This is a genomic window from Mycobacterium appelbergii (assembly GCF_032883035.1).
In the GTDB taxonomy this organism is placed as follows: domain Bacteria; phylum Actinomycetota; class Actinomycetes; order Mycobacteriales; family Mycobacteriaceae; genus Mycobacterium; species Mycobacterium appelbergii.
The window spans coordinates 85,483-109,122 of the sequence record NZ_JAMQTH010000019.1 but is presented as its reverse complement, the minus strand read 5'-3'; the positions used below and the strand labels follow the sequence as shown (position 1 = coordinate 109,122).

At 67.0% G+C, this 23,640-nt stretch carries 21 protein-coding genes and 1 tRNA gene; 7 read left to right on the top strand and 15 right to left on the bottom strand.

Going from position 1 to position 23,640, the window contains the following annotated elements:
- Positions 1-63: 63 nt before the first annotated feature.
- The gene (locus M1247_RS32720; RefSeq protein ID WP_317160660.1) at positions 64-1,380 is read left to right on the top strand and encodes an alpha/beta hydrolase; all 1,317 of its coding nucleotides are present in this window, start codon (positions 64-66) and stop codon (positions 1,378-1,380) included.
- 1 nt (position 1,381) lies between these two features.
- Here M1247_RS32720 and M1247_RS32715 read toward each other — a convergent pair whose 3' ends face one another.
- Together M1247_RS32715 and M1247_RS32710 are read right to left on the bottom strand one after the other, a co-directional pair.
- Positions 1,382-2,470, bottom strand: coding sequence for a hypothetical protein (locus M1247_RS32715; protein ID WP_317160659.1), 1,089 nt, complete (start codon positions 2,468-2,470; stop codon positions 1,382-1,384).
- Between the two features lie 5 nt (positions 2,471-2,475).
- Positions 2,476-3,804, bottom strand: coding sequence for a hypothetical protein (locus M1247_RS32710; protein WP_317160594.1), 1,329 nt, complete (start codon positions 3,802-3,804; stop codon positions 2,476-2,478).
- 72 nt (positions 3,805-3,876) lie between these two features.
- Between M1247_RS32710 and M1247_RS32705 the strand changes: the two genes are divergently transcribed.
- The gene (locus M1247_RS32705) at positions 3,877-4,329 is read left to right on the top strand and encodes a hypothetical protein (RefSeq protein ID WP_317160593.1); all 453 of its coding nucleotides are present in this window, start codon (positions 3,877-3,879) and stop codon (positions 4,327-4,329) included.
- A gap of 125 nt (positions 4,330-4,454) precedes the next feature.
- Positions 4,455-5,417: a LacI family DNA-binding transcriptional regulator gene (locus M1247_RS32700; RefSeq protein ID WP_317160592.1), complete on the top strand. Its 963-nt coding sequence runs from the start codon at positions 4,455-4,457 to the stop codon at positions 5,415-5,417.
- Between the two features lie 26 nt (positions 5,418-5,443).
- Here M1247_RS32700 and M1247_RS32695 read toward each other — a convergent pair whose 3' ends face one another.
- From M1247_RS32695 to M1247_RS32665, 7 genes are all read right to left on the bottom strand, one after another.
- Positions 5,444-6,166, bottom strand: coding sequence for an SDR family oxidoreductase (locus M1247_RS32695; RefSeq protein WP_317160591.1), 723 nt, complete (start codon positions 6,164-6,166; stop codon positions 5,444-5,446).
- Between the two features lie 68 nt (positions 6,167-6,234).
- A complete protein-coding gene (locus M1247_RS32690; protein WP_317160590.1) occupies positions 6,235-7,029 on the bottom strand; it encodes an HpcH/HpaI aldolase family protein in 795 nt (264 codons plus the stop codon).
- Positions 7,026-7,889, bottom strand: a complete 864-nt coding sequence (locus M1247_RS32685) for a dihydrodipicolinate synthase family protein (RefSeq protein WP_317160589.1) — start codon at positions 7,887-7,889, stop codon at positions 7,026-7,028. Before M1247_RS32685 ends, M1247_RS32690 begins: the two co-directional genes overlap by 4 nt.
- 60 nt (positions 7,890-7,949) lie before the next feature.
- On the bottom strand, positions 7,950-9,287 hold the full coding sequence (locus tag M1247_RS32680) for an MFS transporter (RefSeq protein WP_317160588.1): 1,338 nt from the start codon (positions 9,285-9,287) through the stop codon (positions 7,950-7,952).
- 212 nt (positions 9,288-9,499) lie between these two features.
- Complete coding sequence (locus M1247_RS32675; RefSeq protein WP_317160658.1) at positions 9,500-10,705, bottom strand: CHAT domain-containing protein; 1,206 nt, start codon at positions 10,703-10,705, stop codon at positions 9,500-9,502.
- A complete protein-coding gene (locus M1247_RS32670) occupies positions 10,702-12,438 on the bottom strand; it encodes a hypothetical protein (protein WP_317160587.1) in 1,737 nt (578 codons plus the stop codon). The genes M1247_RS32675 and M1247_RS32670 overlap by 4 nt, the downstream gene beginning before the upstream one ends.
- 59 nt (positions 12,439-12,497) lie before the next feature.
- Positions 12,498-13,007, bottom strand: coding sequence for a lipoprotein LpqH (locus tag M1247_RS32665; RefSeq protein ID WP_317160657.1), 510 nt, complete (start codon positions 13,005-13,007; stop codon positions 12,498-12,500).
- A gap of 112 nt (positions 13,008-13,119) precedes the next feature.
- On the opposite strand from M1247_RS32665, the gene M1247_RS32660 reads away from it, so the two are divergent.
- Both M1247_RS32660 and M1247_RS32655 read left to right on the top strand, forming a co-directional pair.
- Positions 13,120-13,365, top strand: coding sequence for a hypothetical protein (locus tag M1247_RS32660; RefSeq protein WP_317160586.1), 246 nt, complete (start codon positions 13,120-13,122; stop codon positions 13,363-13,365).
- A 3-nt stretch (positions 13,366-13,368) separates the two neighbouring features.
- Complete coding sequence (locus M1247_RS32655; RefSeq protein ID WP_317160585.1) at positions 13,369-14,544, top strand: winged helix DNA-binding domain-containing protein; 1,176 nt, start codon at positions 13,369-13,371, stop codon at positions 14,542-14,544.
- Here the strand turns inward: M1247_RS32655 and uvrA are convergent.
- Positions 14,541-17,438, bottom strand: coding sequence for an excinuclease ABC subunit UvrA (gene uvrA / locus M1247_RS32650; RefSeq protein WP_317160656.1), 2,898 nt, complete (start codon positions 17,436-17,438; stop codon positions 14,541-14,543). The two genes, M1247_RS32655 and uvrA, sit on opposite strands and share 4 nt — an antisense overlap.
- Positions 17,439-17,510: 72 nt before the next feature.
- On the opposite strand from uvrA, the gene M1247_RS32645 reads away from it, so the two are divergent.
- Positions 17,511-18,191, top strand: a complete 681-nt coding sequence (locus M1247_RS32645) for an MBL fold metallo-hydrolase (protein WP_317160584.1) — start codon at positions 17,511-17,513, stop codon at positions 18,189-18,191.
- A gap of 3 nt (positions 18,192-18,194) precedes the next feature.
- Here M1247_RS32645 and M1247_RS32640 read toward each other — a convergent pair whose 3' ends face one another.
- The 5 genes from M1247_RS32640 to M1247_RS32620 all read right to left on the bottom strand — a co-directional run bounded on the left by M1247_RS32640 (position 18,195) and on the right by M1247_RS32620 (position 21,991).
- Positions 18,195-18,638, bottom strand: coding sequence for a universal stress protein (locus M1247_RS32640; RefSeq protein ID WP_317160583.1), 444 nt, complete (start codon positions 18,636-18,638; stop codon positions 18,195-18,197).
- Positions 18,639-18,898: 260 nt separating this feature from the next.
- Positions 18,899-19,759 (bottom strand): acyl-CoA thioesterase, encoded by an 861-nt coding sequence (locus tag M1247_RS32635; RefSeq protein ID WP_317160582.1) that lies wholly within the window; start codon positions 19,757-19,759, stop codon positions 18,899-18,901.
- Positions 19,760-19,823: 64 nt separating this feature from the next.
- A tRNA-Cys gene (locus M1247_RS32630) sits at positions 19,824-19,894 on the bottom strand.
- A 61-nt stretch (positions 19,895-19,955) separates the two neighbouring features.
- On the bottom strand, positions 19,956-20,714 hold the full coding sequence (locus M1247_RS32625; protein ID WP_317160581.1) for a DUF899 domain-containing protein: 759 nt from the start codon (positions 20,712-20,714) through the stop codon (positions 19,956-19,958).
- A 59-nt stretch (positions 20,715-20,773) separates the two neighbouring features.
- Entirely contained in the window at positions 20,774-21,991 is a 1,218-nt protein-coding gene (locus M1247_RS32620; RefSeq protein ID WP_317160580.1) for a PucR family transcriptional regulator, read from the bottom strand.
- 216 nt (positions 21,992-22,207) lie between these two features.
- Between M1247_RS32620 and hydA the strand changes: the two genes are divergently transcribed.
- Positions 22,208-23,617, top strand: coding sequence for a dihydropyrimidinase (gene hydA, locus M1247_RS32615; RefSeq protein ID WP_317160579.1), 1,410 nt, complete (start codon positions 22,208-22,210; stop codon positions 23,615-23,617).
- Positions 23,618-23,640: the final 23 nt, after the last annotated feature.

Here is a 23,640-nt window from a genome sequence, read left to right as displayed (position 1 = left end):
AGGATCGGCGGCCACGATGAAGCGGTGAGCTTCGCCGAGGCCCTTCGCCACCACCTGTCGTTGATGCACGGCTGGATTCCGATCACCGTACAGCTGCTCACCGCGGCGGTGGTGATCGCGGCGGTCGGCTGGCGCACCCGGCGCTGGCGGTTGCTGTGGCTGCCGTGGGCAGCGCTCGTCGGTGCGGCGTTGGCGGCGTGCGTCTACTGGTACGTCGACGCACAGGGACTCGCCGGAAACCCTGCTCCCAACTCACTGTGGGTGTGGGTCGCGCTCTTCGGCGCCTCGGCGGCGGTGTTGGTGGCCGGCTGGCGGCGCAACCCGTGGTGGCGGCGTGGCGCGTCACTGCTTGCGGTGCCGATGTGTCTGTTGTGCGCCGCGTTGGCGCTGAATCTGTGGGTGGGCTATTTCCCCACCGTGCTGACCGCCTGGAATCAACTGACCGCCGGCCCGCTGCCCGATCAGGTTGACGCGGTGACCATCACCGCCATGCAGAAGCAGGGCCGGATACCGGTCAAGGGCACGGTGGTTCCCGTCCAGATCGCGAACTCGGCGTCCGGGTTCCGCCACCGCGAGGAACTCGTCTATCTGCCGCCCGCCTGGTACGCGACCAATCCCCCACCGCACCTGCCGACGGTGATGATGGTCGGCGGCGAGTTCAACACCCCGGCGGACTGGGCGCGCACCGGAAATGCGATCAAGATCGTCGACGACTTCGCTGCAGCGCACCACGGGAACGCTCCGGTGCTCGTGTTCGTCGACCCGGGCGGGACCTTCAACAACGACACCGAATGCGTCAACGGCAGCCGTGGAAATTCGGCCGACCACCTCACCAAAGATGTGGTGCCCTACATGGAGTCGCACTTCGGGGTCAGCCCGGCGGCGGCGAACTGGGGCATCGTCGGCTGGTCGATGGGCGGCACCTGCGCGGTGGATCTCACTGTCATGCACCCGGAACTGTTCAGTGCCTTCGAGGACATCGCAGGCGATCTCACCCCCAATTCGGGTAACAAGGCCCAGACCATCAGCCGCTTGTTCGGCGGCAGTACTGCGGCGTGGGACTCGTTCGACCCGACCACGGTGATCAACCGGCACGGCCCGTACCGTGGCGTGGCGGGGTGGTTCGACGTCAACGGGACGGGCACCGCGCCCAATGAACAGGCGGCCGCGGCGAACTCGTTGTGTGCGCTCGGCTCGGCCAAGGGCATCTCGTGCGCGGTGGTGAGCCAACCCGGCAAGCATGACTGGCCGTTCGCCACCCAGGCATTCAGTGCGGCCCTACCGTGGCTGGCCGGACAGATCGGGACACCTTCGGCGCCGGTCACCGGTCTCCCGACGGCGCCGACGTCGGCTGCCTACATCCAGACCGCGGCGAAATGAATCAGTAATCCGATTCTGCAGCCAGCACTTCGGCGAGGTAGGCATCCTCGCCGGGGGTGGCCAGGCGGGCACGGGCCAATTCCCTCACCCGGGTCCGCGTGTGCTCTGACTCGCCTGCCCCGGAAACCCCGACGGAAACCACTGCCGCCGACCAATCCTGGTTCCACGCCGGGGTCTCATCGAGTGGCTGCCCGCCGGCATCGAGGACCTGAAACACCGCGCGACCCGCGGCATCGAGAACGGCGGCGCCGTGATATTCGCCGCAGCGCAGGTTCACTGCGATGCCATCGGGCTGACCGGGGCCTGCCAGGGCGACCTGCACGTGGGCATTGACCGCCGACCCGGCCGGGACGACAGTCCAGCCGACGGTGTCCTCGGCCGCGTCGAAGACCCCCGGCGGCACCGCCGACCAGTTGACGGTCGCCACTCCCCGACCGATGACGGCATCTGCGACCGATGCGTCAGCCGCACCGGCCGCGAGTGCATAGTCTGCCCGCCGGGGTGCCCGCGCCGATTCCGTCCAGGCCAACCCTATCTCGTCGGCCAGCTCCCGGCAGCGCTCCACCAGCTCGGTGATACGTGGGTCGCCTTCGGCGGCAAGCGTATTCAGCGTCGCGACATGGGGAAGCAGCAGGCCGTGAACATCGGAGTCGATGGTGTCGTCGGAGAAGTAGTCCTCGGCGCCCACGGTCAGCAGGGCGATTTCGGCGTCGAGCACCGCGCGGTCGAGGGCGAGGATCCCGTCACGTTCACTGGCCGGCCACCATCGGCGCAACCAGTGTCCCATCGCCAGCCGCCGCAACGCGGCCACCGGCACCGGCAGCGTTGCCACCCCGGCCATTTCGACCGGCTGCTTCGAATCGCGCTGGGCCAGCGCCTCGACGACGGCCACGTGCCCGGCCTCCCCGACAACCCGCCACAGCCAGTCGGCGCGCCGGTGATCGGTGAACGTGATGACCGGATCCCCGGTTCCGGGGTCGCCGACGGGCCACGCCAACACCGCGCCGCTGACCTCGAGCACCGCCACCAGCGGGGGCGGCGCGGTGAGGGAACCGGTGCTCCACAAGCCGGATTCGGCGGTCAGTTTCATCCCGGTCATCCGGCGGCCTGCACTTCCAACATCGCCTTGATCCGCTGCCGGTGATCAAGGCTCACCGACCGCGCCACGCCCTCGAGCAGAGCGCGCACATCTTCGACGTCGACACACGGTTCCTGCCAGACGTCGCGTCCGTGCAGCCGAGCCCACAGTCGGCTGAGGTAGGGCCGGGAGAAGGCAGCGAGATCGGCGACGACCTGTTCTTGCCTGGGATGGATCGGCCCGCCGTCGGCCAGATACCTCCTGGCGTGCAGCACGTAGGCCTCTTTGGCCAGACGGGCCTGCATGCGGGCGGTCAGTTCATAACGCGCCTGCGCCGAATCGGCCAGCGGGCACAGATCGGTGGCCACCTCGATGCCGGCCAGCAGGCCGGCCTGCTTGTCCTCGGCGAGGAGCCCCCATGGCGCACAGGCCCGGTCGACCTCCTCTGCACAGAGCAGCGGGACGTCGGGCAGTTCGTCGCGGTCCAGCGCCCGCCGCAACGTCGCCCGCACGCGGTCCACCACGCTGCGGTCCAACGGCCGGTCACCGCCGGCCGCCTCGTTGACGGTGGGTGGCTGCTGGGGCGCAACGGAACTCAGCCCGAGGTCGACGATGGACCACGGTAGCTCGGCGGACGGCGTACGGGCTTTGGCGCCGAGGTTGTAGGGGGTGGCATCGGCGATCAGCGCCGACCACACCCGCTGGCGGGCCATCTGCGCACCATGGCTGTCCGCAGGGCCGAGCACGGTGGCCAGTCCGGCGAAGAACGGGCCGGTGATGGTGTCGGCCGGGCGCACGTCATGCCAGCTGTGCTCGAGCTGCCGGGTCAGCTTGACCACCACCGCGGTGTCGTCGACGTACCGGTTGAGCACCTCGATCGCCGTGCGGTCACGACCATGGTGAATGTCGTGCAACACGGTCGCCGCCGCCTGGTGGTCATCGGGTCGCGGTGCACCCTTGGTCACCGCCAGCTCGAAACAGACCGGGAAGTAGAGTTCCTGGGCGTTGCCGGTGGTGATGCGTGCTCGTCGCCGCTCGGCTTTGAGCAGCACGAACCAGGCTGCCGCGGCACGCAATTGCGGCGCCTGCGCGAGGATCGCGTCGTGCGCCGCCCCGGCCACCTCGGCGGTCAGGACCACGGCAGAGAACTGGGTGTTGTTGCGCAGCCGCAGTACCAGAGGATCGATGATCCGCTTCACCGTGCGGCGCAGCGGCCCACCGTCCTCCCCGCTGAACACCTCGACGCCGGGCCCGATCGCCCGCCACGCGCGGTCGATGACCGCACGGCGTGGCTGAGCCGATTCGACGCCGGCGCCCGCCGTCGCTGTCTCAGACCCGATGCTCACCGGCACCAGGATAGAGAGCCGCGCAACACAAAGTTGGGTTCGGTAGCGATCGGCCGCGCGGACCCTTGTCCAATGACCGCTGCCCTGACCCTCACCGTCGTCGGCTTCATCTGCGGTGGCGCCCTCGGGGCAGTGCTGACGTACCGCCGTCCCAGGCGGCTGGGCCCGGACCACGATGAAGCCAGCGAACGCCTGGTCACGATCGAGGAACTGGTGGCCGAGTTCGACCACATGCTGATCCGCAAGGGGCTGATGACTGGTGCACAGCTGGCGCTGATCCGCCACGGCACCCGGTCGCGCGGGGTGGTCACCGGCATGCGCACCACCGGTGGGCAACGTGAGGACTTTCGTGAAGTCGAGCTCGATCTGATGGTCAGCAGGCGAGGCGGCGGGCAGTTCCCTGCCCGCGAAACCGCGTTGATCCCGGCGTCCTCGCTGGCGAAGGTGACACCGGGCAGCGTCATCGACGCCTACTACCGGCCGGGCGACGAGACCACCATCGCGGTGTGCGTCTCGCCGGCCTGATTCGATCCCGACGACGGTGTCGCGGGTCGTGGACCAGATCCGTTGGGCCGGTATGATCAAGTCTCCGCAACCGCAACCGGTCACGACCCAGGAGACGATGACGCTCAATGGTCCGCCCGGCACGTGTGACGATCCAACAGGTCGCCGATGCGGCTGGGGTGTCGACCGCCACCGTGTCCCGTACCCTCGCCGGGCTCCCGGGTGCCGGCGCCGAGGTACGCGACCGGGTGATCCGCACCGCTGACTCCCTGGGCTACCGGGTCGACCCGATCGCCCGATCGCTGCGCAGCCAGCGCTCGGGCATGGTGGGCCTGGTGGTGCCCGACATCGTGAACCCTTTCTTCCCAGCGCTGTTGCGCGAACTCGAGGATTCCCTGCAAGGCGCCGGCACCGGGATCCTGATCGGGGACGCGCAAGGGTCCGCGGAGGTCGAGCGGTTGCGGGTGCAGGCCCTGTTGGAGCGTCGCGTGGACGCGCTCGTGATCAGCCCGGTGCACACCCGAAAGTCCCGCAGGACAGTGCAGGACGCGGCCATCGACACCAAAGTGGTGCAGGTGGACCGACGCGCCAGCACCAGACTGCCCTACGTGGGTGCCGACCATCACGGTGCGATGGTGGCGGTGTATGAGCTTCTGCGGCAACGCGACTGCCGTCGTTTCGCCTTCCTCGGCTACGACGACGGGGTGTCCACTTCGGCCGAACGACTCAAGGCGTTCGAGGCCGTGACAAAGGACGTCGATCCTGGGGCGGCCGGTCGCACGTTGCACGAGACCCAGTTGGCCGCAGCCGAAGTGTCGTCGGAGTGGCTCGATGCGCACATCCGAGACGTGGACGCGGTGGTCACCACCAGCGACCTGCTCGCCGTGTCCTTGCAACTGGCCCTCACCGAACGGGGACTCCTCGTCCCCGACGACGTCGCGATCGTGTCTTTCGACAACACCCGGTTGGCCGCCGTGGCGGGCCTGACCAGCATCCAGCAACCGCTGCCCGAGATGGCCAGGCTCGTCACCCAGTTGGTCCACGACCCCGACGACGTACGCCACCACGACGAACTGCCCTGCACGCTGGTGCGGAGGGCATCAGCGTGAGGGCAGTACGTCACTGATCGGGGCGATCAGCCCCAGCTGGCCTCACTCATCGGGCGCAGCGCCACCTCGAGAATGCGGTAATGCTTCGGACGGGTGAGCACGAACTCGGTGAGGTCGGCGATGTCCTCGGCCTGCATCATCTGCTGCAGGGCCTCCGACCCCTCCTCGCGTCCCCGTCCGTCGCCGACCGCGAACGCGGTGGCCACGCCACCGGGGCACAGGTTGGTGACTCGGATCCCCTCCTCGCGGAGTTCGTTGTCCAGTCCCTTGAAGAGGCCGACCTGGCCGAACTTCGAGCCGCTGTAGGCGGCTTCGCCGGGGAGTCCGCGACGCCCGGCCTCGGACGCGATCGCCACCAGGTCACCACCGTTGCCTGCTGCCCGGACGTGCGGCAGGGTGGCGCGCACGGTGTTCACGGTGCCGGTGAAGTTCGTGTCGATCATCTCCTGGACCCGATCCTCCGGGACGTCCAGGAAGTTGCCGTAGTGGCCCACTCCGGCGTTCGCGATCACGATGTCGATGGTGCCGAACCTCTCCACGGTCGTATCCGCGAAGCTCTTGGTCTGCGCAAGGTCTCGGACATCTACCTTCTGGACGTGGGACCCCTCGATCCCCAGGTCGGTCGCGTTGCGCGACCCCAGGGCCAGCTTGACGCCGTGATCGGCCAGCCGGGTGGCGATGGCCCGACCGATTCCGGACGATGCGCCGGTGATCAGGGCCACCTTGCCGGACAGGACTTGTGCAGGCATGTAGTCAGTTCTCCTCTTGGTTGTCGATCAGGTTGTCGATCATTCGGTTTCGTAGCTCACTTCCGCGTTCACTTCCGCGCGAGCGCCCGGAAGGCGTCGATGCCACCGCGCAGGGCTGCCTGGAAGACCTTCACGTCGTTGCCGAAGGCGAGGACCCGGTAGCCCCGGTTGAGCATGTCCTCGGCCACGGCGGGATCCGCCGTGGTGAACCCGGCGGCCTTGCCTGCCGTGGCCGCTGCCGCGGCGACCCGGTCGAGGGCGGCGAGATAGACGGGGTGTGCAAAGTCGCCGGCCACACCGAGGGAGGCCGCCAGGTCGTTGTCCCCCACCCACAGCACGTCGATCCCGTCGACTGCGGCGATCTGCTCGACCCGGTCGAGCCCGCGGGCCGTCTCGATCTGGACGAACACCACCACATCGTCGTTGGCCGCCTCGAGTTCGGCGGCCGCGTCCGTGGGCGGTCGGAAGTCATCCCAACCGAAGTTGAAGGTCACCGGACGGATGCCGTCCGGGGTCGTCGCGGTGGGATACCGGGTCGCACGGACGATCTCGGCCGCGGTCTCGGGCGACTCGACCGCCGGGACCATGATCAAACTGGCTCCGGCGTCCAGTGCCTGGCCGATCAGCCACGGCACCGCCTGGGGCACCCGAACCCCTGCTGCGATGGCGCGGCCGTGGACGGCTGCGATCCCCGGAGCGACCTCGGCCGTGGACCAACCGGTGTGCTGGAGGTCCCAGAACACGAATTGCGAACCAGCACTGTCGGCGAGTCGGGCCACCCCGGGGGTGGCGAACTCCATCAGGAAAGTCCCGAATACTGCAGTGCCGTCTTTCAGGCCGGTCCGGACCGGGTTCGGCCTCACTTGGGGCTCCGCCACGGAGCGGTGAGTTTCCCGTTGCCGAACCCGTCAGCGGCGAGGCGGCGCTTCACCGCCCCGATGAACTCACCTTCGTTGGTTGCGGCCGCGGTGCCGACCTCGACCAGGTAGTCGTTCACCGCGGCCTGCTTCTTCCACGCCGCAGGTACGTCGCCCGCCTTGGCGGTGTTGATGAGATCGACGAACAGGGCGGGGTTGGACGCGCTGACCACGGACACGATGGAGGTGACCCCCACCAGGATGCTGGCGGCGATCAACTCCTCCTGGCCCTGGAAGACGATGAAGTCGTCCGGGGTGTCCCACACCAGCCGCTGGGTCTCGGCGATCGAGGTGGTGGAGTCCTTGGTGCCGGCGATCCCTTCGGTGTTCGCCAAGGTGATCATCGTGTCGATCGACAAGCGGTTCTTGGTGAAAAAGGGGTTGTGGTACGGGAACACCGGCTTCTGGGTGAGGTCGACCATCGAGACGAAGTAGTCGATCAACTCGTCCTGGGAGTATCCGTAGTACGTGGGCGGAACAGCGAAGGTGCCCTTGATCGGCAGGTCCGCGATCGGGCGGAACCGCTCCATCGCGCGGGCCGTGCCCTCGGCGCTGATCCCGGCCAGCACCGGGAAGTCGGCGCCGAGTTCGTCGAACAGCACCTCCAGCGCCCGGCGCCGTACGTCATCGGTGAGGGTGAGGCCCTCTCCCCCGGAGCCGAACATCCAGAAGCCGGAAGCCCCGGCGTCCGCGTTGGCCCGGTAGAGCGCCCGCTGGGCGGGCTCGTCCAACTTCTCGCCGTCGGTGATCAAGGTCGGGCAGGCAGGGAACAGGCCGTGGAAGTCGGCCGGGTTGTGGGTGACCATGGGATTCTCCTTCTACATTCGAAAACGATGGGCTACACGTGATTCGCGGATGGCCGCCAGTCAGCAGGTCTCGGTGAGTTCGGCGGACGCCCCCTTCCGGTCGCGGCCGGACCTGTCGCCCAGGACGCGCCGGGCGAGCAGGGCCATCACGGCGGCGAACACCAGCCAAGCGGCCAGGAACCACATTGCCGGGGTGATCGAACCGGTCGCGTCAGTGATGGCGCCGACGGCATACGGTCCGATGAAGCCGCCCAGGTTGCCGACCGAGTTCACGCAGGCGATCCCGACCGCCATGGACGAGGCGGCGAGCACCTTGGTCGGCATCGAGAGCAGGATCGGCTGACCGGCCATCAGGCCGACCGCGGCGAGCGAGATCAGAGCCATCTGAATGACCGGGTTGCTGGTGGTACCGATCAGCAGGAAGGCGACCGCGCCGAGCAGCGGCGGAATCGCCATGTGCCAGTACAGTTCCTGCTTGCGCTGGGAGCGCCGCGGCCAGTACCACAGCGCCAGCACAACGAAGACGTACGGGATCGCGGTGATCACGCCGGTCATGGTGTTACCGGTGCCGAAGTTGCTGACGATGGTGGGCAGCCACAATTGCAGGCCCAGGGTCGCAACGGGGAAGGCCAGCCAGAAGGCGGCCAGGAAGAGAACGCGCTTGTCCCGCAGGGCCGAAAGGGGATTCCTGTGCTCGGTGGTTTCGGCCTGACTCCCCGCCACTGCGGCCAGCACCTGGTCCCGCTCCTGCGGTGTGAGCCAGCGTGCGTCGGCAGGCCCGTCGGGCAGGACCTTGAGCACAACGAGTGCGAGCACTACCGCGGGCAGTCCGGTGAGGATGAACATCCACTGCCAGCCAGCGAGGCCGAAGGCGCCGTCCGTGGCATCGATGATCCAACCGGAGACGGGTGCACCGATGATCACCGCCATCGGGTTGCCGAACATCAGCAGACCGATCATGCGGGACCGGTGCTGGAACGGGAACCACGAAGCCAGGTAGAAGATCAAGCCGGGCATCAGGCCTGCCTCGGCGACACCGAGCAGAAAGCGGAAGGTGTAGAACATCCACTCGTTGGTCGTGAGGAAGGTGAGGATCAGCACCACTCCCCAGGTGATCATGATGCGGGCGAACCATTTACGAGCACCGAACTTGACGACCATCAGGTTCGACGGCACCTCGAACAGGAAGTAGCCGATGAAGAAGACGCCTGCGCCGAATCCGTACGCGGCATTCGACAGATCCAGATCGGGTTGCATGGTCAGCTTGGCCACGCCGACGTTGCTGCGATCGATGTAGGCGACCAGGTAGATCACCACCAGGAACGGGATCAGCCGCCAGGTGATCTTGCGGAGCAGATTCGGGTCCAGGCCCTGCGCGGAGTTCGCGGTGTCAGCCACAGCTCCCCTTCCCTGTCTCGTCGCCGGTGACGCGCTGTTCCATGTTGCTACCTCCTCGTAGTCCCGACGGAACGCATATCGGAGTGCGGTGTGACGATCGACACCCAACGTAATCGATTACGTAGTTGTGCACAAGGGATCAGAAGGATCTACCCCCTGCAGAAGGCAGATCCCTTGGTTGCAGCGATAATTGGAGCGTGCGCCGGCCTGATTCAGCGGGCGCCGTCGACCGCGAAGGTAGCCAGCGCGGCCCAGTACACCGGGCTGGCCGTGGTGTCACCGTCGCGCCAGCGACGCATCTGGACGCGCTGCCAACGGTTCACCGCGCATCCCGCGTCGGCTTCTCGGTGCGCGAGGTCCACGCCGATGACGGTGTCGGCCATCGGGTCGTGAGCCAGATCCGTTGGCCCGGGGGTGAATCGACGGTAGCCCGCGGTCGTCGGCAACGGCCACAGCGTCGCGGTGACCAATTGGGCCCCACCGAGCACCATGGCGGCGACCAGCCCCGTGGCCTCGTCGAATCGATAGTCGCCGCCGGAGGCACAGGCCAGCAGCGCCACCCGCGGCGGGACCGCCAGCCCGGCGGCCATGATGTCGGCCGCGGTCAAGGGCCGGTCCTCGGCCAGGTGCAGCGCGGCCCGGTCGGCATGTCCGACACCGTCTTCGGCGGCGCTGGCGTGCCCGACGTAGAGCAACCGGGCCGGGCCGCCGGCACACGCCTCGGCCAGCCAGTGCCGGTCGGTGTCGGTGCGCCGGAACAGCTCCTCGGGCGCGGCGGCCGCGGGCAGCACCTGCCCGGCTGCCAGTGGCTCCGCGAAATGGCGCGCCAGCGGGGTCTGCGGTGACGGGCGGCCCAGCACCGAGCCCAGGGCCGAGTCCGGGCGCTGGCCGGGGATGCGCGGATCGAGTACGGCCACCGAGGCGGCGTGCGGATGGTCCGACCAGCTCCTCGCGGGCCGCGGCGAGTGCACGATGTTGGGTGGCACGGCCATCAGCACGTCGACCATCTCCATCAACCGGAACTTGTGCAGGCCCGGCATGGCCAGCTGACCCCACGGCACCCGGCCCAGCTTCGGACTCGGCGTGATGAACAATGTGGCCCGCGGTGATGCCACACAATCGGCCAGCAGATCCCAGCCATCCGGCCCGATCAGCCGGACGCCGAGTTCCCGTGCCAGCTCCAGCTCACGTTTCGGCGTGGCGAAAGGCCCTGCGGTCAAGGCCCTTTCGATGGCGTCGGCGGGGGTTTCGGCTGCCCGCGGGTCCGGCAGGGCGTTGTCCAGTGCATCGTAGATCTGCTGCAGGAAGGGTTCTTCGATCACCCAGCTGACCGAGCGGGTCGGCTGACCCACCACCCGCAGGCTGGCGTAGGTCACGATGCCGACGTCGGCGAAGCGCAGCACCAACGTTTCGGTCATGGCCAGGTCGTCCATTCCGGCTCCGCCGAGGTGACCTCGCGGCCGTAGCGTTGCAGGGCCAGTTCGCGGTATCGGCTCAGGATCGGCGTGGTCTGCGGATCCATCCGCAGCGGCGGCAGCGGGCCCAGCCGGGTCAATCCACCCGCACCGACCGGTGGCCCGGCGGCGGCCACGGCCAATTCGGGGGCAAGTTCGGCCTCCACCGGGACCGGCGCGGTGGCCGTGTCGGTCCAGTCGCCTGCCCCCTGAGTAACCGGCTCGGCGCTGAACGTTCCTCTGGCGCTGTGATACTCGACCAGTTCACAGATCAGCTCGGTGTTGTCCCACTCCCACGCCACGGCGAAGGCACCGGCCAGCATCGGCGCGGAGACACAGTTGGCCCAACGGGTCCGGGCACCGGCGTCGTCGATCGTGTAGCGGACCGAGTCCACGGCAAGCGCTGCAGGCACCTTGAGATCGGCAGCCTGCTCCAGCTTCGCCATTCCGCGCAGGTACTCCGGACTCCCGGGGCGGCAGTTGAAGACCCCTTGGCCCGAGGCGTGCGCGGCCTCGACCTCCTCCCAGCTCTGCTCGGGCCGGCCGAAGCCGTCAAACCCCATCTCGGCCAATCCCTCGGCCCGCCGGATGCTGCCCAGGTGAGCGTCGAGCCGCGCGTACTGCAGCCAGCTGTGCCGGGGCGAGGAGTCCAGCAGTTCCCGCGCCTCGGCGACCCGCTGCGCGGCGTCGTCGAACGCCCCGCGGAACACCGAAAGCCAGCTGCGCTGCAACAGGATCCGATGGATGTGCAGCGGCTTGCCCAGCTCGCGCCAGTGCCGTTCGGCATGCTCCCAGCACTGGTCGGCCTCTTGTAACCGACCGAGGCCCAACCGGATCAGGCCGAAGTACAACCAGCTCCTGGACACGTCGTGGGCGCGGGCGTGCTCGGCGATCACCGGGTACGCCTCGGTGACCAGATCCTGGGTCTCGGCGTATTCGCCGGCCGTCCAACAGGCCGCGGCCCGTTCCAGCTGGGTACGGGCACGGGGCAGGGGCCACCCGCGGGCCTCGGCGCGGGCTCCGGCCCGGCGCAACCACGGTTGCGCCTCGTCCAGCCGTCCGGACTCCACGCAGAACCGGCCGTAGCCCAGCGCACCCGCGACAAACAGGTGATCATCCTCGGCGTCGGCACCGGCCGGCCCGGCCTCGGTCAGGGCTTCGACGACCGTGTCCCACAGCGAGGCCGACCGGGCATACAGGTCGTCGTCACAGAGGCCTGTGGCGACCAGAATGCGTGCGTGGGTGATCAGGCGGGCATGCTCCAAGTCGAGATCGGCTGGGCCGTGCTCGAGTTCGGTGAGCGTCTGCAGATGCGCCGCGGCCTCGTCGTGGTCGCCTCGTGCCGCCGCCAGTCCGGCCCTGAGAAATTCCGCGCGCCTGCCGTAACGGCAGATCATCCGGTCGATGTCGTCGTCGGACATGGTGACCTGGGTTGCGGCCTCGGGCTTGTTGCCGGCGCGGATCGCGGTGTAGATCGCCAGGCAGTCATCGATGCGCTGAATGCCTTCCACGGTGCCCTCGTAGGCACTGCGGACCAGATACATCTCGCCCAGCTGGGCGAACACCTCAAGGGCGTAATCGTCGCGGTCGGCCTGCTCGATACGGGGCATCAGCGCAACCAGCAGTTGGTGCGCGGCCTCCTCGTCGGCGGCCAACGCCAGGTGACGGGCGCGGTCGAGCTCCTCCACGATCGTCACCCCAGCATCATAGGAAAGCGGCGGGCGTCATCGTGACGCCCGCCGCCGTTCGGGGATTCTCAACTGCAGGTCACCGTGATCGTGAACGGCTTGTTGATCATCCCGGCCGCCGGGTTGGCCATATCGGCGCCGGAGGCCTCGCCGGTGATCGTGTAGGTGTCGCCGTCGACCGTGACCTCGGCAGATCCGACTTTCATGCCCATGCTCTCGCTGACCGCCAGGGCACTGCCGTCGACCACCAGGCCCAGCGACTCGACCTTCGGCGTGGCCTCATCGGTCATCACCACGCCGAGGCCCTGCTGGCCGCCGATCGCGGCGCTGCCGACGTTGATCTTGCCGGCCTGCTTGACGCAGGTCACCGAGTTCAGGTCCAGCCCGGCCAGATCCTTGCCGTCCACCTTGACCGTGGTGTTGCCGCCGGTGCTGACCTCGGCATCGGCCGCTGCGGCCGGCTGCTCGGCCGAAGCAGCGGGTTTGTCGTCGGAAGCGGCGGGCTTGTCTTCCGAGCAGCCCACCAGCACCGTGCCGACCGCGAGCAGTCCCACGGCGCCTGCGATAACTCGATTCATCATCTTCCCCTTTGTCCGCGTCGCCCCGATGGCTCCGTCGTGTCCACAGTCAAAGGCGTCCTGGCCGCTACCGATCCCAAGAACTGTCGGTCGTCGCAGGTACGGTGGGTGCATGACGGAGCAGTCCGATCAGCCCGAAGAGTCCGGCTATACATCCGAGGGCGTGCCGACGTTCGATTCGGTGCGCGAGAAGATCGAGACGCGGTTCGGCACCGCGGTCGGGGCTTCCGAGCTCGCCGGTGAGACGCCCGAGGGGCGAGCCGCCGAGGAGCAGTACGAGCAGCGCCAGCAGTCGGCGGCGGACCGACTCAAGGAAATCCGTGAAGCCATGCGCGACGAGAAGAATGACAACTCCTGACCGGTGCGGAGTTTTACTGTCGAGCAGCGACGGGCCCGGCTGGCGCGACGGCATTTTCTGAGCCGGCCGGCCTCCTCGGTCGCCGAAACCACAGCCGCCTTCGTCGGCCTGCACGCCACCGACCCGTCCACGCCGTATCTGTCGCTGCAGGCCCGGATCCCGGGGTTCACCGTCGCCGATCTCGACACACAGCTGTACGACCGGCGCACCGTGATCAAGCACCTCGCCATGCGCCGCACGCTGTGGCTGGTGCGCACCGCGGATCTTCCACTGGTCCAGTCCGCAGCCAGCGAACGGGTAGCGGACAACGAACGCCGCAAGCTGATCAGCGACGCGCAGAAGTCGGCGGTCGCCGCCGATGCCGAGAAATGGTTGGAGGCAGCGTGCGCAGCGGTGCTGGGCCACCTCAAGGCGAACGGCCCCACCAGCGCCAAGGATCTGCGCGCCGCGCTGCCGGAGTTGGCGGGTCGCCACGACCCCGCCCCGGGTAAGCGCTGGGGTGGCGAAACACCTTTGGCACCAAGGGTTTTGACGGTACTCGCGGTGCGCGGTGACATCGTCCGCGGCACCAACGAGGGTGCCTGGACCACCTCGCGGCCCCGCTGGGCGAGCATGGCGGACTGGCTGCCCGCGGCGCCGGACACCGTGGCGCCCGAGGTTGCGCGCGCCGAACTCGTCGGGACCTGGCTGCGCACCTTCGGGCCCGCCACGATCACCGACATCAAGTGGTGGTTCGGCAATACCCTCACCTGGGCGCGGCATGCGGTGCGTGACATCGGCGCGGTCGAGGTCGAGTTGTCCGGATCGACGGGAGCCGCCGCCGTCGGCTATGTCCTGCCCGACGATCTCGAACCGGAATCCGATGTCGAGCCCTGGGCCGCGCTGTTGCCCGGCCTCGATGTCACCACGATGGGCTGGTATGACCGGGACTGGTACCTCGCCCCGCATCGCGGCCGGGTGTTCGACACCAACGGCAACGGCGGCCCGACCGCATGGTGGAACGGCCGCATCGTGGGTGGGTGGCGTCAGGACCAGGACGGCCGCGTGGTGCTGCACCTCCTCGAAGAGGTCGGCCGCGATGCCACCCGGGCACTGCAGCGTCGGGCCGACGAACTCACCGAATGGCTGGCCGGTGTGCGCGCCAACCCCAGATTCCCGTCGCCGCTGTCGAAGGGTTAGGCGCTGACCTTGCGCCGTTTGCGCCGCGGTTTCGGCACCACCTCCAGCAGTTCAGCGAGGAACTGCCCGGTGTAGCTGTCCGGGTTGGCCGCCACATCTTCGGGGGTGCCTTCGGCCACCACCGTGCCGCCACCGGCCCCGCCCTCAGGTCCCATGTCGACGATCCAGTCCGAGGTCTTGATCACGTCGAGGTTGTGCTCGATGACGATCACCGTATTGCCTTTGTCGACAAGGCCGTTGATGACCTTGAGCAGCTTGCGGATGTCCTCGAAATGCAGGCCTGTGGTGGGCTCGTCGAGGATGTATACCGTGCGCCCGGTGGAACGCTTCTGCAGTTCGGCAGCGAGCTTGACGCGCTGCGCCTCACCGCCGGACAGCGTCGGCGCGGGTTGCCCCAGCCGCACGTAGCCCAGGCCGACATCCACCAAAGTCTTCAGATACCGGTGAATCGAGCTGATCGGTTCGAAGAACTCGGTCGCGTCCTCGATGGACATGTCGAGCACCTCGGCGATGGTTTTACCCTTGTAATGCACCTCGAGCGTCTCCCGGTTGTACCGGGCCCCATGGCACACCTCGCACGGCACATACACGTCGGGCAGGAAGTTCATCTCGATCTTGATGGTGCCGTCACCCGAACAGGCTTCGCACCGACCGCCTTTGACGTTGAACGAGAAGCGGCCGGGCTGGTAGCCGCGCACCTTGGCCTCGGTGGTGGCTGCGAACAGCGAGCGGATCTTGTCGAACACCCCGGTGTAGGTGGCCGCATTGGACCGCGGAGTACGCCCGATCGGCGACTGGTCGACCCGCACCAATTTGTCGAGCTGATCCAGGCCGTTGACCCGGGTGTGCCGGCCGGGCACCTGCCGGGCCTTGTTGAGCTTGTTGGCCATGACCGACGCGAGGATGTCGTTGACCAGGGTCGACTTCCCTGACCCGGACACCCCGGTCACCGAGGTGAGCACGCCGAGCGGAAAAGCGACGTCGATCTCGCGCAGGTTGTTCTCCCTGGCCCCGACGATCGTGACCTGACGACGCCGGTCCGTGGGCCGCCGGATCGCCGGAATCTCGATACTCTCTTTACCGGAAACGTAAGCACCGGTGAGTGATTCGGGGTTGAGCAACAAATCGTCGTACGAACCGCTGTGCACGATGCGGCCGCCGTGTTCGCCGGCCGCCGGACCGATGTCGACGATCCAGTCGGCGTGCGCGATGGTGTCCAGATCATGTTCGACGACGATCAGCGTGTTGCCCAGATCGCGCAACCGCACCAGCGTGTCGATGAGCCGGCGATTGTCGCGCTGGTGCAGGCCGATCGACGGCTCGTCGAGAACGTACAGCACGCCGACCAGCCCGGAGCCGATCTGCGTCGCCAACCGGATACGTTGCGCCTCGCCACCCGAAAGCGTCGCCGCCGCACGTGACAGCGACAGGTAGTCCAGCCCGACATCGAGCAGAAATCCGAGCCGTGACTGGATCTCCTTGAGCACCTGGCCGGCAATGGCCTTCTCGCGCGGACCCAACGTGAGCGCGTTGAGGAAATCGGCACAGTCGGCGATGGACAACTCGGCCACTTGCGCGATCGACTTGGAGCCGGACTGTCCGGCGGCCATGGTGACCGCCAGGATTTCCGGCTTGAGCCGGGTGCCGTTGCATTCCGGGCACGGAATGTCACGCATGAACCCCTCGTAGCGTTCCTTCATCTGCTCCGAGTCGGTCTGCTCCATACGACGCTGCAGGAAGGCCATCACGCCTTCGAACTCCGCGTAGTAGGACCTCGTACGCCCGTACCGGTTCTTGTAGCGGACGTGCACCTGCTCGTCGCACCCCTCCAGAATCGCCCGGCGGGCCTTGACCGGCAGCTTCTTCCACGGGGTGTCGACATCGAAGCCGAGGGCATCGCCCAACCCGGACAGCATCCGGGTGAAGTACTCCGCGGTCTGGCCCATCGACCACGGCGCGATCGCGCCCTCGGCCAGGGTCAGGTCCGGGTCGGGAATGACCAGATCGGGGTCGACCTCTTTGCGGATACCCAGGCCGGTGCACTCCGGGCAGGCCCCGTACGGCGAGTTGAAGGAGAACGACCGTGGCTCCAGGTCATCGACCGCCAGTGGATGACCGTTCGGGCAGGCCAGCTTCTCGGAGAAGCGCTGCTCACGGTGCGGATGATCATCCTCCCGGTCGACGAACTCGAGCACCACGATGCCGTCGGCGAGGTTCAACGCGGTTTCCACCGAGTCGGTGAGCCGCTGTTTCGCGGTGGCCTTGACCGTCAACCGGTCCACCACCACCTCGATGTCGTGCTTCTCCTGCTTCTTGAGCTTCGGCGGATCGGTCAGCGGATGCACCACCCCGTCCACCCGGACGCGGCTGTAGCCCTGGGTGTTGAGCTTGTCGAACAGGTCGACGAACTCCCCCTTGCGGGTCCGCACCACCGGCGCGAGGACCTGGAACCGCAGCCCCTCGTCCATCGCCAGCACCTGGTCGACGATCTGCTGCGGTGTCTGGCGGGCGATCCGCTCACCACACACCGGGCAGTGCGGGGTGCCGGCCCGGGCATACAGCAGGCGCAGGTAGTCGTACACCTCGGTGATGGTGCCGACCGTTGACCGCGGGTTGCGGTTCGTGGACTTCTGGTCGATCGACACCGCAGGCGACAGGCCTTCGATGAAGTCGACGTCAGGTTTGTCCATCTGCCCCAGGAACTGGCGCGCATACGCCGACAGCGACTCGACATAGCGACGCTGTCCCTCGGCGAATATGGTGTCGAACGCCAGCGAGGACTTGCCCGAGCCGGACAATCCGGTGAACACGATCAACGCATCGCGCGGCAGGTCGAGGTCAACACCTCGCAGGTTGTGCTCGCGAGCACCCTTGACAATCAGCCGGTCAGCCAACATTTTCCTTCCAGGTCGGCCCATCGTCCCCATGCTATGCGCCGGTACCGACAAGCCCGTTACCGTGGCGATATGACAACCGTCGCAGACACCTACACCGGCCACGTCGAGCCGGGGACCGCAGCCAGGCGCACTGTCGCCGGAGCATCGATCATCAAAACGTCGGTGGGCCCGATGGACAACAATTGCTATCTGGTGACCTGCACGTCAACCGGCGAGACTCTGCTCATCGATGCTGCCAACGACGCCGAGATCCTGCTCGAGCTCATCGCCCAACAGGCGCCGAAGCTGTCCTTGATCGTCACCAGCCATCAGCACTTCGACCACTGGCAGGCGCTGTCCGCTGTGGCAGAGACCACAGGCGCCCCGACCGCGGCGCACGCGCTCGACGCGGAGCCGCTGCCGGTCACCCCGAACCGCATCCTGGCCGACGGCGACACCATCAGGGTCGGCGAGCTGTCATTCGACGTCATCCACCTGCGTGGGCACACCCCCGGATCGGTGGCGCTGGCGCTGGCCGTGCCCGACGGGGACAGCACCACCACGCACCTGTTCACCGGCGACTGCCTGTTCCCGGGGGGTGTCGGCAAAACCTGGCAGCCCGGCGACTTCGAACGACTGCTCGGCGATGTGAGCAGCAAGGTGTTCGACGTCTACGCGGACACCACGATCGTGTACCCGGGCCACGGCGACGACACCACGCTCGGCGCGGAGCGGCCCAACCTGCCCGAGTGGCGCGAACGCGGCTGGTAGGCGCTAGCTGGTGTGGACGATGAGCACGTCGGTCTTGGACCGACGAGCCACGTTGGCGGGGACCGATCCGAGCAACCGACCCGCAATCGTGCTCAGGCCCACGTTGCCGACGACCAGCAGGTCGGCATTGACGTCGCCGGCCAGCTCGACGAGCGCGTCGACCGGGGCGCCGACGATCGGGCGCTCCTCGATGTCTGTTGCGCCTGCCTCCCGCGCGCGGTCGCTGGCCTCCCGCAAGATGGCGTAGATCGGGGCATTGCCCGCCATCTTGTAGCCCTCGTCCTTGAGGACGTCAGCGGCACGTTGGTCTTCACTTTGAGGGAAGTACGCGGTCGCCACGATCAGCTTCGCGTTCGACCCGGCGGCAATCTGACCGGCGCGGTCTACTGCACGCAATGACGAATCAGATCCGTCCGTGCCGACCACCACGGTTCGATAGGCGCTCATCCATACCCTCCCACTGTCAGTTGCAACGCCACCGAGACAGTAACCCCTCGCCAACTGACCAGTGGGGTGATTGACGACACCCGCACATTCAGCCGGCAAAAGAGTCCACATTCCCGGACGGCGTCTACCGCGACTGATGGTAACCGCCACAGCATTCAAATCGGTCGCATCCGTGATGGACGTGACGCCGGCGGCGTGATCCAGCTCATCACGCCCGGCGGCACCCGCTCAAAAACCGTCCGGAACGGAACCTTTCGCGGTCACCGATCGGAGCGGCGGTCACGACCGAAGTAAATCTCCTGTGTGGCCGTACAGGCCAGCTCCCCGGATCGGTTGTACATGGTGGCACTGGCCAGACCGCGACCGTGAATCCCACTGGGCGACACCTGATCGGTCAGCACCCAGTCGGACAGGTCCGCCGGCCGGTGGAACCAGAGCGCATGGTCGATCAACGCCGAGAATGCACTGATCTGGGTGGCCCGCCGCATCGTCACCGCGGTCTCCAGCATGGTGGTGCCCGAGACATACGTGAGAAGACAACTGTTCACGATCAGGTCGGCGACCACCGGTTCGATTGGGCGCCACCACATCCGGGTGCGTTCCGGGGGCGCCGGCAGGTCCTGGGCCAGCCGCGGTGGAGCATCGACATACCGCCGCTCGATCCACTGCGGGCGTACCCAGAACCCTTGGTGCTCATCGGCGTACGGCCGCAGCAACTCGCCAACCGTCGGCAGCGTATCCGGGGCAGGCACATCGGGAATCGGCTGGTGGTAATCAACGGCATCCAACGGCGCGCTGAGCGAGACCAGCGCCTCCAACAACACCTCGTCACCTTGACGGGCGATCACGCGCCGGGTGGACAGTGCGCCACCGTCCCGCAGGTTCGTCACTTCCATGTCCACGGGATGCCGGGCATCACCGGCCCGTAGCAGATAGACGTGCACACTGTGCGGCAACCGGCCCGCCGCCGTCCGACTCGCCGCCATCAACGCCTGCGCGGCGATGTGCCCACCGATGATGTGGTGCGCGGCATTGTCGATTTGGGTGGCGACGAACGTGTTGTCGCCGGTCTGCTCGATGTCGAGGGTGGTCAGGATGTCAGCGATTTGCGGCAGGGGCACCGCCGCATTATTCGGGGTCAGCCACGGCGCGCAAAATCGACTGCGCGCCGTGGGCGTTCACCCGAGCGAGTGACGGGATTCGAACCCGTGTAAACGGCTTTGCAGGCCGGTGCCTAGCCACTCAGCCACACCCGCGTCAGGTGTAGACCTTGCCAGCAGCGCGGACCCCCGCCCAGTATTTCGATCGCGGTGATCGCTACTGCTCGACGGGCATCCCGGCGGCCGCCCCGCCCTGGGGCCACCCCGCGGGCGAATCCTCCCAGGGCTCCTGGCGTCCGTACGGGGTCAGGTCCAGGAACGGATATCCGACAGCGGAGTGGTCCAAACCGCGCGCGTAGGCCGAGTAGGTGTGGAACACCTCGTCGCCGCGCCGCAGGAACACGCTGGCGCCGGGCCAGTCACCTCGCAGATCGTCATCGGTGAAACCCGCAGCGCGCAGCTCGTCGACGGACTGGTAGTTGTACTCGATCGGGGCCCGGTCAGGATTCAGTGTCACGTGGTAGTCGTACGTGAAGTCGCCGTCACGCGAGGAGTACCAGGGAAACGTCCAACCGTGCTCGTCGCGGTAGCGCGCGATGCTGGCATACGGTGCCCGCGATACGCAGGCGAAGGTGACATCTTTGCCTTCCAGCAGTGCCCGATCTTGTTGAGTGAACGTGAGATCCGCCGCGGCGGTGCAGCTCGGGCAGCCTGCATCGATGGCGTCGATCCACATGAAGTGGTGGATGTAGAGCTGGCTTCGACCTTCGAACATGTCGAGCAGCCGGGTTTCGCCGGCGGGGCCGTCGAAAACATAGTCCTTCTCGACTTTCACCATCGGCAGCCGACGCCGCTCTGCGTTGACTGCGTCGCGCAGGTGGGTGACCTCCCGTTCGCGGGCCAGCAGCTTCTTGCGGGCGGCGAGCCACTCGTCGCGGGTGGCGATGTCGGGATAAGCGGTGGGATGGGCGGACATGTGTTCCCTCCTCGTCGGAAATGGGTCTCACACATTCCGACTCGTTCACTCCCCGGAATTCATCGCACCCGCCCCCGGTCGGCCTCGACGGCCGCCAACTCCGACGCCAGCACCACCAGGACGCGGGCGGAGTCCCTGGGCACAGTCATGTCCAGCCCGGTGAGCTCCTTCAGCCTGCGGATCCGCTTCATCACCGTGTTGCGGTGGCAGAACAGCTGGGCCGCAGTCGCACTCGCATCGCCATTGTCGGCGAAAACCTTGATGGTCTCGATCAACGCGGCCAACTCGGCCGGCCGACACCCGCGCAACGGGCCGCGTACCGACTCCTCCAATGCGGGCATCCGCGTTTGGAGGGCGGCTCCGGCGACCAGCGGCCAGACGTCAGCGATCGTCGCCGGTCCCACGTGTTCGGGATGCATCGACAACGCGATCTCGCAGGCGACTTCGGCGGCCGAGCGCAACTGCGAGACACCCCGGTACAGCGGCGAAACGCCGCACCGCACCGATTGCAGATCGGCATACTCCGGACTCGACGTGACGCCATCGAGCCCGGCATCGTCAACGCCGGACACCCACACCACCACGATGCACTCCCCCATCGCAAAGGTGTAGGCCGAGCGGCCGCGACGACGCAGACTCTCGGCGAACTGCTGCAGAGGTATCCCCTCGGGAATCAACGCCGCGGCCACCCAGATGCCGTCGGTCTCGCGGATCGAAAGCGCCTGCCCGGCGCGGGCGATGAAGGTCACCGACGGGTATTCGTCGGTGATCAACTGCGCCAGCAACGATTGCACGCCCAGCGACCGCTCCTGGGCGATCGCAATCATTTCGTCGACGTAGGCGGCGTGGATACTTCCCGCAAAACGGTCGACGACCCGCCACACGTCTTCCGCGTGCACTGCCAACACCGCGGCATCGTCGTCTTCGGACGACTCCAGGAACGCAGCCCACAGGACCGAGAAATCTCGATGTATGGCGGCCGTGAGCTTCTCCGACTTCACGCCCTGACGGGCACGTCGCACCCCGAGCTCGCGGGTGATGCGGAGGTCCTCTTCGCTGAGACGTGAACCACCCAGCTGCCTGAGCAGCATCGTGAATGCCGTGTGCGCACTGGCCCGCAGATCGGCGGTCTCCACGCGCGATTCGTAGAAGCGGCGTCCGCCGTCGATCTGGGCCATGTACGCATCGACAAGACGTTCCCGCTGACCGGTGACGTCATCGATCAACTCCATCCAGCGGACGTGCGACCACTGGCCCGGCTCCGACGCCTTGCGCATGACCGTCACGGTAGTCACCTGTGGCGCCGCACACACATCGAGGGTGTGCACATGCACACCGATATCGGGGTTTTTCGGTGCGTCACGTGCTGGTTCCGTGCCACTTCGTCACCTACATTTTGATTGTGACCCGGGCCACAACAGGAGCGTTCAGGCGCAACATGGCCCTGTGAGAATCACAGGCATCACGCCACAACGAGAGTGAATGAATTGCCAATGAGCAGAACCCTGATCACCGGCGGCACGATCGTCAACGCCACGGGCACGTGTACCGCAGACGTCCTGGTCGACGATGAGCGGATCGTGGCCGTCCTCGACCCCCACACGTCGCTGGGTGACGGCATGACCGCGGACCGCACGATCGACGCGACCGGCAAGTACGTCATCCCGGGCGGCGTCGACGCCCACACCCACATGGAGATGCCGTTCGGCGGGACCAGCGCGTCGGACACGTTCGAAACGGGAACGCGGGCCGCCGCATGGGGTGGCACCACGACGATCGTCGACTTCGTCGTGCAGAAGTCCGGCGAGAATCCGCTCACGCAGTACGAACTGTGGCATGAGAAGGCCGGCGGCAACTGCGCCATCGATTACGGATTCCACCAGATCCTCAGCGACGTCAACGACGCCTCGCTCGACGCCATGGACGAACTCATCCACGAGGGCGTGACAAGTTTCAAGTTCTTTATGGCCTACAAAGGCGTCTTCTTGTCCGACGATGGTCAGATCTTGCAAGGAATGCAGAGGGCGAGCGACAACGGCGCGTTGATCATGATGCACGCCGAGAACGGCAGCGTCATCGATGTGCTGGTCCAGCAATCCATCGCCCGCGGCGACACCACGCCCTACCACCACGGGCTGACCCGTCCGTGGCAGGCCGAAGCCGAGGCCACCCACCGCGCCATCATGCTCGCCGACCTCACCGGCGCGCCGCTCTACATCGTGCACGTCAGCGCCAAACAGACCGTCGACCAGATCGCCGCCGCGCGTGACAACGGGCGCAACGTCTTTGCCGAGACGTGCCCGCAGTACCTGTACCTGTCCCTGGAGGAGCATCTCGGGGCGCCCGGTTTCGAGGGCGCCAAGTGGGTGTGTTCGACGCCCCTGCGCGCACGCGCCGAAGGCCACCAGCAGCACATGTGGCAAGGGCTGCGAACCAACGACCTGCAGGTCGTCTCGACCGATCACTGCCCGTTCTGCATGAAGGGCCAGAAAGAGTTGGGGCTCGACGATTTCTCCAAGATTCCCAACGGAATCGGTTCGGTCGAGCATCGGATGGACCTGCTCTATCAAGGCGTCGTACTGGGCGAGATCTCACTGCCCCGGTGGGTGGAGATCTGCTCGACGACACCGGCACGAATGTTCGGAATGTACGGCAAGAAGGGCGTGATCCAGCCCGGCGCCGACGCCGACATCGTCGTGTACGACCCGAACGGCAAAACAAGCATCAGCGCCGAGACCCACCACATGAACCTCGATTACTCGGCATGGGAGGGCTTCGAGATCGACGGCCACGTCGACACGGTGATGTCCCGGGGGCAGGTGGTCATCGACCGAGGTTCCTTCCACGGCAGGACGGGCCACGGCCAGTACATCAAGCGCAGTCTCAGCCAGTACCTCATCTAGTCCCGCCGCAAACGAAAGGTCTA

Coding starts and splice junctions, on each gene's coding strand:
- hydA (WP_317160579.1), top strand. CDS start 22,208: ATGAGCAGAACCCTGATCACCGGCGGCACGATCGTCAACGCCACGGGC.
- M1247_RS32705 (WP_317160593.1), top strand. CDS start 3,877: ATGACCGCTGCCCTGACCCTCACCGTCGTCGGCTTCATCTGCGGTGGC.
- M1247_RS32695 (WP_317160591.1), bottom strand. CDS start 6,166: ATGCCTGCACAAGTCCTGTCCGGCAAGGTGGCCCTGATCACCGGCGCA.
- M1247_RS32675 (WP_317160658.1), bottom strand. CDS start 10,705: ATGACCGAAACGTTGGTGCTGCGCTTCGCCGACGTCGGCATCGTGACC.
- M1247_RS32660 (WP_317160586.1), top strand. CDS start 13,120: ATGACGGAGCAGTCCGATCAGCCCGAAGAGTCCGGCTATACATCCGAG.
- M1247_RS32720 (WP_317160660.1), top strand. CDS start 64: ATGCACGGCTGGATTCCGATCACCGTACAGCTGCTCACCGCGGCGGTG.
- M1247_RS32625 (WP_317160581.1), bottom strand. CDS start 20,714: ATGTCCGCCCATCCCACCGCTTATCCCGACATCGCCACCCGCGACGAG.
- M1247_RS32640 (WP_317160583.1), bottom strand. CDS start 18,638: ATGAGCGCCTATCGAACCGTGGTGGTCGGCACGGACGGATCTGATTCG.
- M1247_RS32665 (WP_317160657.1), bottom strand. CDS start 13,007: ATGAATCGAGTTATCGCAGGCGCCGTGGGACTGCTCGCGGTCGGCACG.
- M1247_RS32685 (WP_317160589.1), bottom strand. CDS start 7,889: ATGGTCACCCACAACCCGGCCGACTTCCACGGCCTGTTCCCTGCCTGC.
- M1247_RS32645 (WP_317160584.1), top strand. CDS start 17,511: ATGACAACCGTCGCAGACACCTACACCGGCCACGTCGAGCCGGGGACC.
- M1247_RS32620 (WP_317160580.1), bottom strand. CDS start 21,991: ATGCGCAAGGCGTCGGAGCCGGGCCAGTGGTCGCACGTCCGCTGGATG.
- M1247_RS32715 (WP_317160659.1), bottom strand. CDS start 2,470: ATGAAACTGACCGCCGAATCCGGCTTGTGGAGCACCGGTTCCCTCACC.